The 14,914-nt window shown below is 39.3% G+C and carries 15 protein-coding genes and 1 riboswitch; of the genes, 9 read left to right on the top strand and 6 right to left on the bottom strand.

Features of this window, described 5'->3' with window-relative positions:
• The first annotated feature begins 10 nt into the window (after positions 1–10).
• The 9 genes from JTI58_RS11335 to JTI58_RS11375 all read left to right on the top strand — a co-directional run bounded on the left by JTI58_RS11335 (position 11) and on the right by JTI58_RS11375 (position 8,760).
• Complete coding sequence (locus tag JTI58_RS11335) at positions 11–928, top strand: hydroxymethylglutaryl-CoA lyase (RefSeq protein WP_205446694.1); 918 nt, start codon at positions 11–13, stop codon at positions 926–928.
• Positions 925–1,707, top strand: coding sequence for an enoyl-CoA hydratase (locus tag JTI58_RS11340; RefSeq protein ID WP_205446695.1), 783 nt, complete (start codon positions 925–927; stop codon positions 1,705–1,707). The genes JTI58_RS11335 and JTI58_RS11340 overlap by 4 nt, the downstream gene beginning before the upstream one ends.
• A 53-nt stretch (positions 1,708–1,760) precedes the next feature.
• Entirely contained in the window at positions 1,761–3,299 is a 1,539-nt protein-coding gene (locus JTI58_RS11345; protein WP_205446696.1) for an acyl-CoA carboxylase subunit beta, read from the top strand.
• 123 nt (positions 3,300–3,422) lie between these two features.
• Positions 3,423–3,998, top strand: coding sequence for a VanZ family protein (locus tag JTI58_RS11350; protein WP_243456414.1), 576 nt, complete (start codon positions 3,423–3,425; stop codon positions 3,996–3,998).
• A 327-nt stretch (positions 3,999–4,325) separates the two neighbouring features.
• Positions 4,326–5,051 (top strand): hypothetical protein, encoded by a 726-nt coding sequence (locus tag JTI58_RS11355; RefSeq protein ID WP_205446697.1) that lies wholly within the window; start codon positions 4,326–4,328, stop codon positions 5,049–5,051.
• A 24-nt stretch (positions 5,052–5,075) separates the two neighbouring features.
• Entirely contained in the window at positions 5,076–5,570 is a 495-nt protein-coding gene (gene ybaK, locus JTI58_RS11360) for a Cys-tRNA(Pro) deacylase (protein WP_205446698.1), read from the top strand.
• A gap of 118 nt (positions 5,571–5,688) precedes the next feature.
• Positions 5,689–6,324, top strand: a complete 636-nt coding sequence (locus JTI58_RS11365) for a YczE/YyaS/YitT family protein (protein WP_205446699.1) — start codon at positions 5,689–5,691, stop codon at positions 6,322–6,324.
• A gap of 101 nt (positions 6,325–6,425) precedes the next feature.
• Complete coding sequence (locus JTI58_RS11370; RefSeq protein ID WP_205446700.1) at positions 6,426–7,502, top strand: nucleotide kinase; 1,077 nt, start codon at positions 6,426–6,428, stop codon at positions 7,500–7,502.
• 58 nt (positions 7,503–7,560) lie between these two features.
• Positions 7,561–8,760, top strand: a complete 1,200-nt coding sequence (locus JTI58_RS11375) for a glycine C-acetyltransferase (protein WP_205446701.1) — start codon at positions 7,561–7,563, stop codon at positions 8,758–8,760.
• 131 nt (positions 8,761–8,891) lie between these two features.
• On the opposite strand, the gene JTI58_RS11380 is transcribed toward JTI58_RS11375, so the two are convergent.
• The 6 genes from JTI58_RS11380 to JTI58_RS11405 all read right to left on the bottom strand — a co-directional run bounded on the left by JTI58_RS11380 (position 8,892) and on the right by JTI58_RS11405 (position 14,679).
• Positions 8,892–10,088, bottom strand: coding sequence for a CaiB/BaiF CoA transferase family protein (locus tag JTI58_RS11380; protein WP_205446702.1), 1,197 nt, complete (start codon positions 10,086–10,088; stop codon positions 8,892–8,894).
• Complete coding sequence (locus JTI58_RS11385) at positions 10,085–11,245, bottom strand: alpha-hydroxy acid oxidase (protein WP_205446703.1); 1,161 nt, start codon at positions 11,243–11,245, stop codon at positions 10,085–10,087. The genes JTI58_RS11380 and JTI58_RS11385 overlap by 4 nt, the downstream gene beginning before the upstream one ends.
• A 14-nt stretch (positions 11,246–11,259) precedes the next feature.
• Entirely contained in the window at positions 11,260–12,039 is a 780-nt protein-coding gene (locus JTI58_RS11390) for an enoyl-CoA hydratase/isomerase family protein (RefSeq protein WP_205446704.1), read from the bottom strand.
• Positions 12,040–12,052: 13 nt separating this feature from the next.
• Positions 12,053–12,724 carry a methionine ABC transporter permease gene (locus JTI58_RS11395; protein ID WP_004225517.1) on the bottom strand — a complete coding sequence of 224 codons (672 nt, stop codon included), beginning with the start codon at positions 12,722–12,724 and terminating at the stop codon, positions 12,053–12,055.
• A complete protein-coding gene (locus JTI58_RS11400) occupies positions 12,717–13,742 on the bottom strand; it encodes a methionine ABC transporter ATP-binding protein (protein WP_205446705.1) in 1,026 nt (341 codons plus the stop codon). Before JTI58_RS11400 ends, JTI58_RS11395 begins: the two co-directional genes overlap by 8 nt.
• A 106-nt stretch (positions 13,743–13,848) precedes the next feature.
• Positions 13,849–14,679, bottom strand: a complete 831-nt coding sequence (locus JTI58_RS11405; protein WP_205446706.1) for a MetQ/NlpA family ABC transporter substrate-binding protein — start codon at positions 14,677–14,679, stop codon at positions 13,849–13,851.
• 89 nt (positions 14,680–14,768) lie between these two features.
• Positions 14,769–14,873, bottom strand: a riboswitch (SAM riboswitch).
• Positions 14,874–14,914 lie beyond the last annotated feature (41 nt).

The raw sequence follows: 14,914 nt of genomic DNA on the forward strand, positions 1-14,914 counted from the left end.
AGGCTTCTTTATGCAGCTACCTAAGCAAGTCATGATCAAAGAAGTTGGTCCCCGTGATGGCTTACAAAATGAAAAAACGCATATTTCAACAGCTGATAAAGTGCAATTAGTTAATTTATTAAGTCAAACAGGATTAAATTATATTGAAGTGACATCGTTTGTGCATCCGAAATGGATTCCTCAATTGGCAGATTCAGTCGAGGTTCTGCAAGCCATTAAAAGACATAAGGATATTACCTATGCAGCACTTGTACCCAATATGCGTGGCTTAGAACGTGCATTACAGGCTGAAGTAGATGAAGTAAGTATTTTTATGTCTGCTAGTGAAAGTCATAACCAAAGTAATATTAATAAAACGATAGAAGATACATTTCCCATATTAGAGGAAGTTGTGGTAGGAGCTAAGGCTGCAAAGAAACATGTTCGAGGCTATATCTCAACGGTTATTGGTTGTCCTTATGAGGGGTATATCCATCCTGATAAGGTACTACGAGTAACGGAAAAATTATTGGAGATGGGTGTGACTGAAATATCGCTTGGCGACACAATTGGTGTTGGTGTACCGACGCAGGTTGAATTTCTTTTAGAGGGATTACTAAAAAGATATCCTGCTGAAAGATTTGCCATGCATTTTCATGATACGCGTGGAACAGCACTAGCTAATATTATGAAATCCTTAGAAATGGGTATTTCTAAGTTTGATAGTGCGCTTGGTGGGCTAGGGGGTTGTCCATATGCTAAGGGTGCCTCAGGCAATGTAGCCACAGAAGATTTATTGTATTTATTCGATGAGATGGGCATTGAAACAGGAGTAGATCAACAAAAGGTGCTAGAGGCGGCACTCTTTATTGAAGAGAAATTAGGCAAAGCTGTTGCATCGAAGCAAATGGCTATTGTCCGCAATGAAAGGAGTGCAAATCAACGATGACACAACTCGTTCGTTTTGAATTACTAGAGGGTAGTATTGGACTAATTACTCTTTCAAGACCAGAAGCTGCTAACGCTATGTCGGTTCAATTACTTCATGAGCTGTCTGACACGCTTGATCAAATCAATGGAGATCCAGCAGTGCGCGTAGTCCTTCTAACAGGTGCAGGCGAAAAGGCATTTTGTGCAGGTGCTGATTTAAAGGAACGTAAAGGAATGTCTGATCGACAAGTGAAGCAGATTGTGCAGCTGATTGGCGCCACTGTGGCAAAAGTTGAAACGCTTGCACAGCCTGTCATTGCTGTCCTAAATGGCGTAGCCTTTGGCGGAGGCTTGGAGTTGGCACTAGCTTGTGATTTACGTATTGCGGCTACAAATGTAAAGCTAGGTCTAACAGAAACATCGCTCGGTATTATTCCAGGAGCTGGGGGAACACAGCGACTTCCACGTCTAATTGGTCTTGGCAAAGCAAAGGAATTAATTTATACAGCACGTAGGCTGAATGCCGAAGATGCTAAACATTATGGCATTATCGAGTATGTTTATGAAGGACATGAGGTATTAGAGAAGGCACAACAGCTTGCACTGGAAATGGCAAAAAACGCACCACTCTCTTTAGTGCAAGCCAAAGTTGCGATCAATCAAGGTGTTGAGGTAGATTTAGCTACCGGGTTAAAAATTGAATCACTTGCATATAGTGCACTGATCCCAACAGAAGACCGATTAGAGGGCTTACTTGCCTTCCAAGAGAAGCGAGCGCCACAATATTCAGGGAAATAAAACGCCAAGAAATAATTTTGGTGTAATCGATTGGGCAAAGGGAGGAAATAAACATGAGCAATATCTCGACAGAAAATACGCCACCTACAATGAAAGATAAAATTTTAGCAGGTGGATTACCAAAATATCATGACAAAAATGCACAACAAGGCAAGCTATTTGTACGTGAGCGTCTTGAACTATTACTAGATGATGGTCTTCAATCAGAGGATGGCCTCTATGCGAACTGTTTAGCAGGAGATTTACCTGCAGATGGTGTTGTCACTGGTATTGGTAAAATTCATGGTCGCACGGTTTGTGTGCTAGCCAATGATTCAACGATTAAAGCGGGTTCTTGGGGAAAACGCACAGTTGAAAAAATGATTCGCATTCAAGAAACTGCTGAAAAGTTGAATTGTCCATTACTCTATTTAGTAGATTCAGCAGGTGCACGTATTACAGATCAGCTAGAAATGTTCCCAGGACGTAGAGGTGCAGGACGCATTTTCTACAACCAAGTCAAGCTGTCAGGAAAAGTTCCGCAAATTTGCTTATTATTCGGTCCTTCCGCAGCAGGCGGTGCCTATATCCCTGCATTTTGCGATATCGTTGTGATGATAGAAGGGAATGCTTCCATGTATTTAGGATCTCCTCGTATGGCCGAAATGGTTATCGGTGAGAAAGTGGATTTAGAAACAATGGGTGGCGCAAAAATGCACTGTTCCGTTTCTGGTTGTGGAGATGTGCTTGTTAAAACAGAACAGGAGGCCATTACTTATGCGCGTAAATATTTGGGTTACTTCCCGAATAACTATGCAGAACGCAGCAAGGTAGAGGCACCTAAACCGCCGGCTACATTTGATAAATCTATTGAAGAATTAATTCCTCAAAACCAAAATGTTCCATTTGATATGTATAAGCTAATTGATCGTATTATCGATGAAGATTCGTTTTGTGAGGTCAAGAAATTATTTGCACCCGAATTAATTACAGGCCTTGCCCGAATTAATGGACAATCAGTTGGCATTATCGCTAACCAACCACGTGTCAAGGGAGGCGTGCTATTCCATGATTCTGCTGATAAAGCGGCGAAGTTTATTTCCCTTTGTGATGCATTCAATATACCGCTGTTATTCCTAGCAGACGTTCCAGGCTTTATGATTGGTACTCAGGTAGAAAAAGCAGGAATCATCCGTCATGGTGCTAAAATGATTTTTGCTATGAGTGAGGCAACTGTTCCTAAGCTAACGGTCATTGTGCGTAAAGCGTATGGTGCAGGATTATATGCGATGGCTGGCCCTGCGTTTGAACCAGACTGCTGTATTGCATTATCAAATGCACAAATTGCCGTAATGGGACCAGAAGCTGCTGTCAATGCCGTCTATGCCAATAAAATTGCAGAACTTCCAAAAGAAGAACAAGCAAGCTTCATTGCCGAGAAACGTAAAGAATATCAAGAGGAAATTGATGTGTATCGTTTAGCTTCAGAGCTTATCATTGATGATGTGATTGAACCTAATGAGCTACGTAAGGTACTAGAAAATCGCTTAGAACTTTATATGTCAAAATACTTATTATTCTCACAACGTAAGCATGGGGTAAACCCAGTTTAAACATACTTATTGCAAGGCTGTCTCTGCTGCTAGGAGACAGCTTTTTTGGATGATAATTTTTTTCAGCTACTTGCAAGCTATAGTTGAGCATATTAAAATATGGGAAGGAATAAAGGGAAGTGGGTGTTAAGCTTGTCTAAAAACAACATAGCGGATGTTCAGAATAATGCCAAGCTCCCATTACCATATCGGGATGTCATTGATACATATTATTTGCCGCTAAAGATCGCAGGTTGGATTTTATTTAGTATCTATTCATTTATGGCTTTTTATAAATTGGTTATTGATCGCTTAGTAGATGTAGTCGTCGTTTTATTTAAAGGAGATTACTCGATAGGTGACTTAGGATTGTTTGATTATAGTAGTTGGCGGTTAACTACTAATTTTATTCCCTTCGAAACGATTCTCCGTTATATAAACTACTCTCAATATTTTAATTGGGAAATTATAATCGTTAACTTACTTGGCAACTTATTAATTTTTACGCCAATGGGCTTTTTACTGCCATTACTATCGAAGAAATTCCGAAAAGCGTGGGTCATTATTTGTTTAGGCTTTTTTTCTAGTCTTGCTGTCGAAACCGTTCAATTTATTTTTACCGTCGGCTCTGCGGATATTGATGATTTAATTTTAAATACAATTGGTGCATGGCTTGGTTACTTAGCTTATAAAGGTATATTGATTAGACCCAAAAAATGAGAAAGACAGTCCAGAATGAGGGGCTGTTTTTTTACGTCGATTAACACTGTTTGATTAGTGTATATGGTAATAAATTTTATTGAAAATAGTATGGAGTTAATAAATGAATGTGAAAAATATTGACTTTATAAGAGTCTTTATACCTAATTTCGAAAATAGTTAGTATCTCTTTAGGAGGTTAGTAGTAATTAGTGCTTGAATTTAATAGTGAAAATTCCGATAATGAGTGTACAGAAACTATTCAAATGGTATAGATAGAGTGTAAGTAAGTATGTTCATATCTATTATCTAATTAGCATATGAAGATAGAAGGGCGAGGTGAAAACTATGAAAATATCAAATTTAATGGAACAAGAAAGAATTTCATCGCAGCATAATCGTAAAAAGATATTGCAACGTAAAGAGGCGGGAGATGCATATAGAAAAAATGCGATGTATTTCCAGCCAAAGAAAAACCCATTATTGATTGAACTTGAAAATTTATTGCTAGGACGTACTGACCAGGATTTATATGAACAGCAACAAGTAGAGTCGAAAGAAGTAACGCCTCAACAGCAAGCCATTATGGAAGATTTGCAGCAAACAGAAAAGAATGTACGTGCCCATGAACAAGCCTATAAAGTAGGAATGAATGATAATGCTGATTCCTCGGATATATCCGATTCAGAGCTAAATGACACACTGCATATTTTAGAGCAGGTACGTAATGCAGCATTGTCATCAGCAGAGCCTTCTCCACAAGATTTACGTGTGGCACAAAGCGTTGATGCTCAAATACAGCATATGTTAAATGATTCAAGTTTTGACGATGTTACCACTAACGAAGGCGAACCATCTTTTGTACGTGACATTATTGAAGTGAAGGTTCCTGAACGTTTCTCGAAGGAATTGAAATTGGACCCATTTGCAGATACAATTTTCGGTAAGAACTATGAGACTGCATTCAGGTTAAGAGCATTCAAACAGGCATCGGAAAGATATGCGGCTCACGTTCAAATGACGAAAAATGGCTATCGCCCAGACAAGGATTCTATGTACTCTTTGATAGCCTGATGCTGTAGATAGGAGATTGTTGAAATGGCAAAGGCAAAGCATGCGAAAACGAATGCAATTCGATTATTAGAACAACAAAAAATTCATTTTGATGTGATTGAATACGAAACCGGGGATGGTCAAGTTGATGGTGTTTCTGTAGCTGAGAAAATTGGTCAGCCTGTTGCTCGGGTATTTAAAACATTAGTAGCAAAAGCAAGTGCACAAAAGTTATTTGTATTTGTCATTCCTGTAGCCGAGGAGCTGGACTTAAAAGCAGCTGCAAAGGTAGTTGGGGAAAAGAAAATTGAAATGTTAGCGGTAAAAGATCTACTTGGCCATACTGGTTATGTTCGTGGTGGATGTTCACCAGTGGGGATGAAGAAGTTATATCCAACGGTCATTGATGCATCTGCTCAAGGTCAAGGAAGCATAATCGTTAGTGCTGGGAAAATTGGTATGCAAATTCATGTTCAAGTAGAAGATCTGAAGACTATAACAAAGGCACAACTTGCCTCAATTACAACTACCCATGAGTGAGAAAATGGGTAGTTTTTTATGTGGTAAGATGAACGGTTTAGTTCAAGCACTATAGCTTAATTTTTGTTGAAAGTATGATACAGTAATAGCAATATATTCATAGAGAGAAGGATAAGGAATGCGTAGAATAATGGGGTGGCGTTGGACCTTTTTTATTGGTGGCTTAATTGTGATGTCACTTGGCATCACGATGTCTATAAAAGGAAAAATTGTTGGGACAAGCCCGTGGGATGTTTTACATGTGGGTCTATTCCAAAATTTTGGTTTAAGTATTGGTACTTGGTCTATTGTAACAGGACTCTTTATAGTTGCTTCAACATCCATTGTGTTGCGTCAATGGCCAAAGATAGGCACTTGGCTCAATATGCTACTAATCGGCTCATTCATTGATGTATTTAACTGGATGTTGCCCTCAACGGATGTATATGGCTTACAAATTACATATTTTATTATTGGTTTATTTGTTTTGAGCTTTGGCTGTGGGATGTATATCGCACCGAATATGGGCGCAGGACCAAGGGATACCTTAATGATGATACTTGTCGAAAAGTTTGGCGGATCTATTAAAACAGCAAGAATGGGAATTGAAGTACTCGTAACCATCGTTGGCTGGCTACTAGGAGGACCAGTTGGAGTAGGGACAGTATTAATCGCCTTAACTTCAGGCTATATTGTGCAATATTCATTACCGTATTGTCGTAAAATATTAATGAAATGTATTGGGCATATTGAAGGTATGAAGCCATTTTATTAAATCATGAAGCTACTTAGATCTGTAAAGGATAGAAGTAGCTTTTCATTTTTTTTAGCGTTCCTTCATATAATGCAGGGCAGAAGCTAAAGGAGGAACGACATTTGAACGGAAATGTAACGTATTATTTTGGACACGCATTGACTGGGCAAGGTGTGAAAAATTTATATAAAGAAATGATGGAAGAAGCGGCTCTCGTTTATTTTTTGCAAGGGCCTGCTACCTTTAAAGGTTCAGAACTGTTAAAAGAACTAGGATATTTTTATGTGAAACAGGGCTTTGCTGTTGAGTGGTTTAAGCATGCTTTATTAGAAGAGGTTGTAGAAGCCGTTTATGTAAAAGGCTGTAACAGACTTTTTGTATGGGCTTCTGAGTGGAATATCGAGCCAACTTTCCTCGGTACAAAGCATCGTGTCATGTCTTTCTATGATTGTTTAGAGGACATACAGCTTGAAAAGGTTGGAGAACAGCTTGCAGAGGCGATGCAGGAGCGGGCAACTTGGCGTGAAAAATGCATAGCGAAACTGGATCAAGCAATCAAGCTTCATGATGACTGGGAGGTTGTCACACAAAGCTGTATGAACTGGCAGGCATTAAATGAACAGGTGGAAAATTTAAAGATGGAAGTGTTCCAATCCATTGTTTTGAATAAAACGGGCATGCGGACACATCGTTTACTTGGTACGTTAACTCCTAGAGGTGCGGAAAATACAGTGGATAGTATCACCAAAAGTATCACGACTCGCTTCATGATTAAAGGCAAGCCAGGCACAGGTAAATCTTCACTAATGAAAAGCTTAGCGGATGAGGCAAATGCAAGAGGGCTTGATGCACAAATTATTTGGTGTGGCTTAGATGCGGGATCTGTGGATATGGTCATTATCCCAGAGCTCAATTTCTGTATCTTTGATAGCACAGAGCCCCATATCTTTGATCCAGAGGATGGTAGGTTAGGGGATAAGATTTTTGATATTGGGCAACATTGTGCGCTTTCAGAGGAAGCAGAGACTGCGATTGAGGCAGTCCGAGCACAATACAAAGAAGCTATACAGGATGCGATGGGTCATTCCAAACGATATGCAGAAGCTGAATATACCGTTCGGCGTTTATTAGATCATTGTCTATCTGCCTCTTTATGGCGAGAAAAAACAGCGCCACTATTCGAAAGATTAACAAAGTAATGTAGCTAATGGCTTGCATGTGCTAAACTAGGAGCGAGAACAGTTTTCCTAGGAAAGGATGATACGCTTGTCTAAAGTATTGAATGCATTTTTAGATGAAAACCTACAAGCCCTACATGAACAAGGCTTATACAATGAAATCGATCCAGTAGAGGGAGCAAATGGGCCGATTATTCAGGTCCGTGGCAAAAATCTTGTTAACTTATCCTCTAACAACTATCTTGGTTTAGCAACAAATGAAGAATTAAAGCGTATTGCCAAAGTGACAATTGATAAATACGGTGTTGGAGCAGGTGCTGTTCGTACAATCAATGGGACACTTGACTTGCACGTTAAATTAGAAGAAAAGCTTGCGGAATTTAAAGGAACAGAAGCGGCTATTTCTTATCAATCTGGCTTTAATTGTAATATGGCTGCTATTTCGGCTGTAATGGATAAAAATGATGCCATTCTATCTGATCAATTGAACCATGCCTCTATTATTGATGGCTGTCGTTTATCAAAGGCGAAAATTATTGCGTTTAATCACTCCGATATGGATGATTTACGTGCTAAGGCAAAGGCGGCAAAGGAATCAGGCTTATACAATAAAATCATGGTTATCACAGATGGTGTGTTCTCAATGGATGGTGATATTGCTAAATTACCTGAAATTGTGGAAATTGCTAAAGAGTTTGATTTAATAACGTATGTGGATGATGCACATGGTTCGGGTGTAACAGGTAAAGGAAAAGGAACTGTGAAGCATTTTGGATTAGAAAAAGAAATTGATTTCCAAATTGGTACATTATCAAAAGCCATTGGTGTAGTAGGTGGCTATGTAGCAGGTAAGAAAAATTTAATTGATTGGCTAAAAGTTCGTTCACGCCCATTCCTATTTTCAACAGCGTTACCGCCAGGTGATGTAGCAGCTATTACAGCAGCTGTGCAAATGCTGATTGATTCAACAGAGCTACACGATAAGCTGTGGGATAATGGAAACTATTTAAAAGCGGGACTTGAGAAGCTTGGCTTTAATATTGGTGCGTCTGAGACACCAATTACACCATGTATCATTGGAGATGAAAAGTTGACACAGGAATTTTCAAAGCGTTTATTTGAAGAAGGCGTTTATGCAAAATCGATTGTCTTCCCAACAGTTCCAAAGGGTACAGGACGCGTTCGGAATATGCCAACAGCGGCACATACAAAAGAAATGCTTGATAATGCAATTGCGATTTACGAGAAGGTTGGTCGTGAATTAGGCGTTATTCAATAAGAAAAAGGCTTCCTCCTAGATGGGGAAGCCTTTTTTGCGTGATAGAAATGAAAAAGTGCAGGATAGAATCAAAAAAGTGACTGATAGAAGCTGAAATGTAACTGATAGCGATCTAAAACTAGATAATCACTTTATTTTGAACCAATAATTTTGGCTGCCTTGAGCTGTTGAATATCTGGATCCGAAATATTTAATGCCTGTAAAATTTCCTCATTATGTTGCCCTAAAGTAGGAGCTGCACTTGTTAGCTGTCCAGGTGTTTGCGAGAATTTGGCTGGGAAGCCTAGTGTTCGCATTGGTCCAGCAGTTGGGTGCTCATAGGACAGTACCATGCCACGCTCTAGAATATGTGGATCATTCAATGTTTGATCGTAGGAATAGATTGGGCTAGATGGTACGCCGTGTTTATCTAAAAGTTCGAGCCAGTAGGTAGCCTTATGCTTGATTAGCTCGCTTTCAATTTCCGCTTCCAGCTCCTTCACATGTTGGGCACGTGAATAGTTGGTAGCAAAGAGGGGGTTGTCTAACCAATCAGGTCGATTGACAACCTTTGCCGCGAAAATCTCCCATAGCTTTTGATTGCCAGCACCTACTAGAATATAGTCATCCTGTGTTTTGAAACCTTGATAGGGCGCGGACACACGATGGGCTGTTCCTGTTCGCTCAGGTAGCTCACCTTGTCCGAAATAAGCAGCAGCCTCCCAAACAGTCCATGCAAGACCCGACTCCACTAAGGAAACATCAATATATTGTCCTTCGCCACTACGAAGCTTATAAATATAGGCCATTAAAATGGACTGTAAGGCTGTTTGAGCAGCAGCAATATCATTCACCGCAAAGCCAACTTTTACAGGTCGGCCATCTGCTTCACCTGTCATATGCATTAAGCCGCTCAGACCCTGTGCCATAATATCATAGCCACCCTTTTGACTATAAGGACCTGTTTGACCATAGCCTGAAATAGAGCAGTAAATAAGGCCAGGATTGATGGCTTTTAATGTGTCATAATCAATACCCAGCTTTTTCGTTACTCCTGGTCGATAATTTTCAACCAATACATCGACAGATTGAATCAGTTCTTTAAATAAAGCCAGTCCCTCAGCAGTTTTTAAATTGATGCAGACACCTTTTTTATTACGATTAACCATCATGTACATATGACTTTCTTCATTAACGAAAGGACCCATTGTACGGGTATCGTCTCCATTTGGATATTTTTCAATTTTAATAACTTCTGCACCCATATCTGCTAACACCATAGTGCAATAAGGGCCTGCTAAGACTTGTGATAAATCAACAACCTTTAATCCTTGTAATGCTTGTTTCATTTAACCTCAGTCCCATCCTGTTTGACTAATGTGATGTTGCGTAATCCTTTAACAGAGGTGGCACCTGCTAATGCGATGGAAACCTTTAATTCATCATAAAGATTGGTCATCACCTTTTCGACACCTTGTTGACCTTCAAGAGCTAGCCCATAAACGAAAGGACGTCCAATTGCAACGGCATCCGCTCCTAAAGCAAGTGCTTTTAAGGCATCCATGCCACGATATACACCACTATCTAATATAATAGGAATTTGTCCATTCACAGCTTTTGCAATAGCAGGAAGGGCATCAAGTGAACCAATAACGCCATCTAATTGACGGCCGCCATGGTTTGATACAATAATGCCATCAATACCATTGTCGATAGCTAGCTTCGCATCTTCAGGATGTAATATTCCCTTCAATAGTATAGGAAGGTTTGTACGTTTTTTTAATTCTCGAACATGCGCCCAATTAAGTGTTGGGTGGAAGACATTTTGCAAGACACCTTGTACATAGGACTCAAATGAATCATCAGGTAAAGTGGCAGTAAAAACGGGATCATTCATATAATTGCCTCGTGCATAGCCTAGCTTCAATGGTGAAAATTGATTGCGGACATCTTCTTCGCGCCAGCCAAGCATTACGGTATCGACAGTTAAAACGATTGCTTCAAATCCCGCTGCCTCCGCACGTGCAGCCATACTAAAAGCAATTTCTTCATTAGTAGACCAATATAATTGAAACCACTTTGTTGCAGAAGGAGCAGCTTGAGCAACTTCTTCAAGAGCATAAGTGGAAACAGTGCTTTGAATATAAGGGATATTTAAATTCTGGGCGGCACGTGCAACGGCAAGCTCGCCATCATCGTGAACCATTCCGTTCATGCCAACAGGAGCAAAGAGTAAAGGAGTTGGATATGTTTTACCAAACAAATGAATTGATGTATCAACGTTTGACACATCATTTAAAAAGCGGGGAACAATGGAATACTTCTCAAATGCTGCACGATTATTGCGCAGTGTTTGTTCACCACCAGCACCTGAACGGATGTAGCCAAAAGGCCCAGCTTCGATTTTTTTCGCTACGACCTTTTCTAAATCTGCAAAGCAAATGGGGAAGGGGGCTTGTGCAGTGATATTTTTTAAGAGTAGATCACCATCAGTTGTGTTTGTCATCGTTACTACCTCACTTATTTATTGAAAATAGGCTTTCTTTTATTTAAAAAGGCTTGAATACCTTCGTTATAATCGTCTGAACTAAATGAATCCAAAACTAACTGTGCCAGCTCATCGCTTTCTTCATTTTCACCATCTACAATCGCCTGGATAATTTTTTTGATGCCTGCGTTTGCAATGGATGATTTACTTAATAGATGTTCAGCGAATTGCAGTGTGGCATCTTCAATATTCTCTGGCTCATGTAGGACCGTGATTAAACCAATATTTTTGCCTTCTTCAGCTGTAAAAATGTTGGCTGTGTATAAAATTTCCTTTGCCTTAGCGACACCAACAATATTGATGAGACGTTTCGTGCTTTCTAAATTATAGACAATACCAATGTTTGCAGCGGTGATACCCAGCTTACTCTTAGGTGTTGCTATTCTAAAATCACAAGCATTTGCTAACTCTAAGCCGCCGCCAATTGCTAAGCCCTGAATCATAGCAATTGTAGGATGCGGAAATTTATAGAGGGCATCGATCGCCTTTAAAGCCAAATCATTATAGGCTTTGGCATTGTCTGCAGCATAACGAATATCTAAAAACTCGCTAATATCAGCACCAGATGAAAAGGCTACTTCATTGACACCTCGGACAATTAAGAGCTTGATAGAAGAATCTACACGTAGTTGTTCAAGATGGTCTACTATAGCTTGAAACATTGCCCTTGATAAAGAATTTCGTTTATCAGGGCGATTTAATACTAACGTTGCAATATAGCCATTTTTCTCTACATAAATTTCCTTTGTCATCTTCATTCTCCTCTTAATCTTTTTTCAATTTCGCAGCGAAGCGGTTGCCGATAGATTGAATGCTTTGCACAAGGATGATTAAGATAAAGACAGTTGCATACATCACATCAACCTCATAGCGTAAATGACCATAACGATAGGCAAGGTCACCTAATCCGCCAGCACCAACCATTCCTGCCATTGCCGTTGCACCAATTAATCCAATTGTGGCAATCGTTAAGCCTAAAATAATAGATGGACGAGCTTCACGTAATAGTACATGCCAAATAATATGACGACGTTTAATACCCATGGCTGTGTAAGCTTCTACCACTCCTGAATCCACTTCTAAAAGCGCAGATTCCATCAATCGTGCAATATAAGGAGCTGTGTAAACAACTAACGGAACGATTACACCTTTAACACCAATTGTTGTACCAACAATTAACTTGGTAAAAGGTAAGATGAAGAATAATAAAATGATAAATGGCACAGAGCGGACAATATTGATGAATAGATTAAAAAACTGATAGAAAAATTTATTTTCAAAGGATTGTCCTGGTCGTGTTAAAACGATTAATAGCCCTAATGGAATACCAATTAGAATGGAGAACAACAATGAAATTCCGACCATTTGAAATGTTTCGATAATTGCTTTGCCAATAACATCTGACCAATCTGTAAAGAAACTTTGGATACTACTCATTGAACGCACCTCCTAATTCTTCCACTGCCACGCCATTTTCCGAAAAATAAGTTAGCGCCTTTTGAACAATCTGCGTCTCGCCATGTAGATGCACCACAATATTGCCGACAATGCCGTTTTTTAATTCAATAATATTAGCCGTTAAAATATTTGGTTGCACATCGTATACCTTAGTGACTTCTGCTAATAATGGCTTACCAGTGCTTTCGCCAAGGAATGTTAAACGGATTACACTACCTGAAACATTTAATTGCTCAATAAGAGAAGGGGATAAATTACGTTGTGAAATTGTATTTAAAAACTTTCGCGTTGTAGGGTGCTTCGGTTTTGCAAAAAGTTCTATAGCTGTGCCGAATTCCACAACTTTCCCTGATTCTAGAACAGAAACCTCATCGCAAATTTTTTGAATCACATTCATTTCATGTGTAATGAGCAGAATCGTAATGCCTAATTCACGGTTAATTTTTAACAACAATTCAAGAATGGCTTCTGTTGTCTCAGGGTCAAGTGCACTTGTTGCTTCATCACTAAGTAAAATCTCTGGCTCCTGTGCCAAGGCACGTGCAATAGCCACACGTTGTTTTTGACCACCTGAAAGTTGATTTGGGTAACTATCTAGTTTATCTGTTAAGCCTACAATTTCAGCATATTTAGCTACACGGTTTTTTACTTCCGTCTCTTTATAGCCTAGTAGCTTTAAGGGAACGGCAATATTATTGTAAACTGTTGCTGTTTTTAATAGATTAAAGTGCTGGAAAATCATCCCGATTTTTTGGCGTGTTTGACGTAATTCATGAAGAGAAAGGGTCGTAATGTCTACATTGTCTATCACTACTTTTCCTGCTGTAGGACGTTCTAGTAGATTAACACAACGAATGAGTGTACTTTTACCAGCACCACTATAGCCGATCACACCATGAATTTGTCCCTTTTTTACATGAAGATTGATCCCATCCACAGCTTTAATGATGCCTTTTTTCGACTTGAATTCTTTTGAGATATTTTGTAATTGAATCATGCGATTGTTTGCTCCTTTCTCAACCTTCTAAAAAGCAAGAATCTGCTCGTCTTCCCATAGAGGAATTTCGGCAGATTCTTCGGCTTATAGAAGCTTCCTGAATGTATTACCAGCTAGGGATTACTGAACCTTTGAATTCTTCTTCGATGAATTGACGTACTTCATCAGATTGGTAAGCCTCAACGAACTTTTTAATTGTTGGGTCATTTTCATTTTCAGCGCGTACGACAATGTAGTTCACGTATGGAGAGTCAGTAGATTCCAATAAAATAGAGTCGTCTTTAGGGTTAATGCCAGCTTCTAATGCGAAGTTTGTATTTATAGCTGCTACATCTACTTCACTAAGCTGTTTAGGAATTTGAGCTGCTTCTAATTCAATGAATTTTAAATTCTTTTTGTTTTCTTCTACATCACGGATCGAGGCTGTTAAGTCTGCGCCATCTTTTAGCTTAATATAGCCAGCTTCTTGTAAAACAAAGAGGGCACGTGCTCCATTCGTTGGGTCATTTGGTAGGCCAAACGTTGCACCATCCGGAATGTCATCAAAGGATTTATATTTTTCAGAGTAGATACCCATTGGATTCAAAATCGTTTTGCCCACTGGGACTAAATCTGTATCATGATCTTTATTAAATGTATCGAGGAAAGGTTCGTGTTGATAGCTGTTCGCATCAAGATCACCTTCAGCTAAGGAAGTATTAGGTAAAACATAGTCAGAAAATGATTTTAGCTCTACTTCTAGCCCTTTTTCTTTTGCTACTTTAGCTGCTACTTCTGCAATTTGCTCATGTGGACCAGAAGTGACACCTACGACGATTTTCTTTTCATCAATTGCCTCTGCTTGGCCTTTACTATCTTCTTTAGAGCCACAGCCTGCTAGCGCTGCTACTAATGTTAAACTTGCTAAACCTACTAAAAATTTATTTTTCTTTTTCATGAAAACTACCTCCAAGATTGTTTTTATCGGTTTTTTGAAAATAAAAAAACTCTCTTACAAACTAAGAGAGGCTCATGAAAAGATGTCCTCTCTTATCTATCAAACGAAGATCGTTTGCAGGATTTAGCACCTTCCTTTAAAAAGGAGGTTGCCGAGCTTCATAGGGCCAGTCCCTCAGCTACTCTTGATAAGAGATTTATAATATTTTTTTGTAATTCCGATAGAACTAATATAA

It is taken from the genome of Lysinibacillus fusiformis (assembly GCF_016925635.1).
Lineage (GTDB): Bacteria > Bacillota > Bacilli > Bacillales_A > Planococcaceae > Lysinibacillus > Lysinibacillus fusiformis_F.

What these genes read in the sequence shown, in the direction of transcription:
- JTI58_RS11335 (WP_205446694.1), top strand. Translation starts at nt 11, where the DNA reads ATGCAGCTACCTAAGCAAGTCATGATCAAAGAAGTTGGTCCCCGTGAT.
- JTI58_RS11340 (WP_205446695.1), top strand. Translation starts at nt 925, where the DNA reads ATGACACAACTCGTTCGTTTTGAATTACTAGAGGGTAGTATTGGACTA.
- JTI58_RS11345 (WP_205446696.1), top strand. Translation starts at nt 1,761, where the DNA reads ATGAGCAATATCTCGACAGAAAATACGCCACCTACAATGAAAGATAAA.
- JTI58_RS11355 (WP_205446697.1), top strand. Translation starts at nt 4,326, where the DNA reads ATGAAAATATCAAATTTAATGGAACAAGAAAGAATTTCATCGCAGCAT.
- ybaK (WP_205446698.1), top strand. Translation starts at nt 5,076, where the DNA reads ATGGCAAAGGCAAAGCATGCGAAAACGAATGCAATTCGATTATTAGAA.
- JTI58_RS11365 (WP_205446699.1), top strand. Translation starts at nt 5,689, where the DNA reads ATGCGTAGAATAATGGGGTGGCGTTGGACCTTTTTTATTGGTGGCTTA.
- JTI58_RS11375 (WP_205446701.1), top strand. Translation starts at nt 7,561, where the DNA reads ATGATACGCTTGTCTAAAGTATTGAATGCATTTTTAGATGAAAACCTA.
- JTI58_RS11380 (WP_205446702.1), bottom strand. Translation starts at nt 10,088, where the DNA reads ATGAAACAAGCATTACAAGGATTAAAGGTTGTTGATTTATCACAAGTC.
- JTI58_RS11385 (WP_205446703.1), bottom strand. Translation starts at nt 11,245, where the DNA reads ATGACAAACACAACTGATGGTGATCTACTCTTAAAAAATATCACTGCA.
- JTI58_RS11390 (WP_205446704.1), bottom strand. Translation starts at nt 12,039, where the DNA reads ATGACAAAGGAAATTTATGTAGAGAAAAATGGCTATATTGCAACGTTA.
- JTI58_RS11395 (WP_004225517.1), bottom strand. Translation starts at nt 12,724, where the DNA reads ATGAGTAGTATCCAAAGTTTCTTTACAGATTGGTCAGATGTTATTGGC.
- JTI58_RS11400 (WP_205446705.1), bottom strand. Translation starts at nt 13,742, where the DNA reads ATGATTCAATTACAAAATATCTCAAAAGAATTCAAGTCGAAAAAAGGC.
- JTI58_RS11405 (WP_205446706.1), bottom strand. Translation starts at nt 14,679, where the DNA reads ATGAAAAAGAAAAATAAATTTTTAGTAGGTTTAGCAAGTTTAACATTA.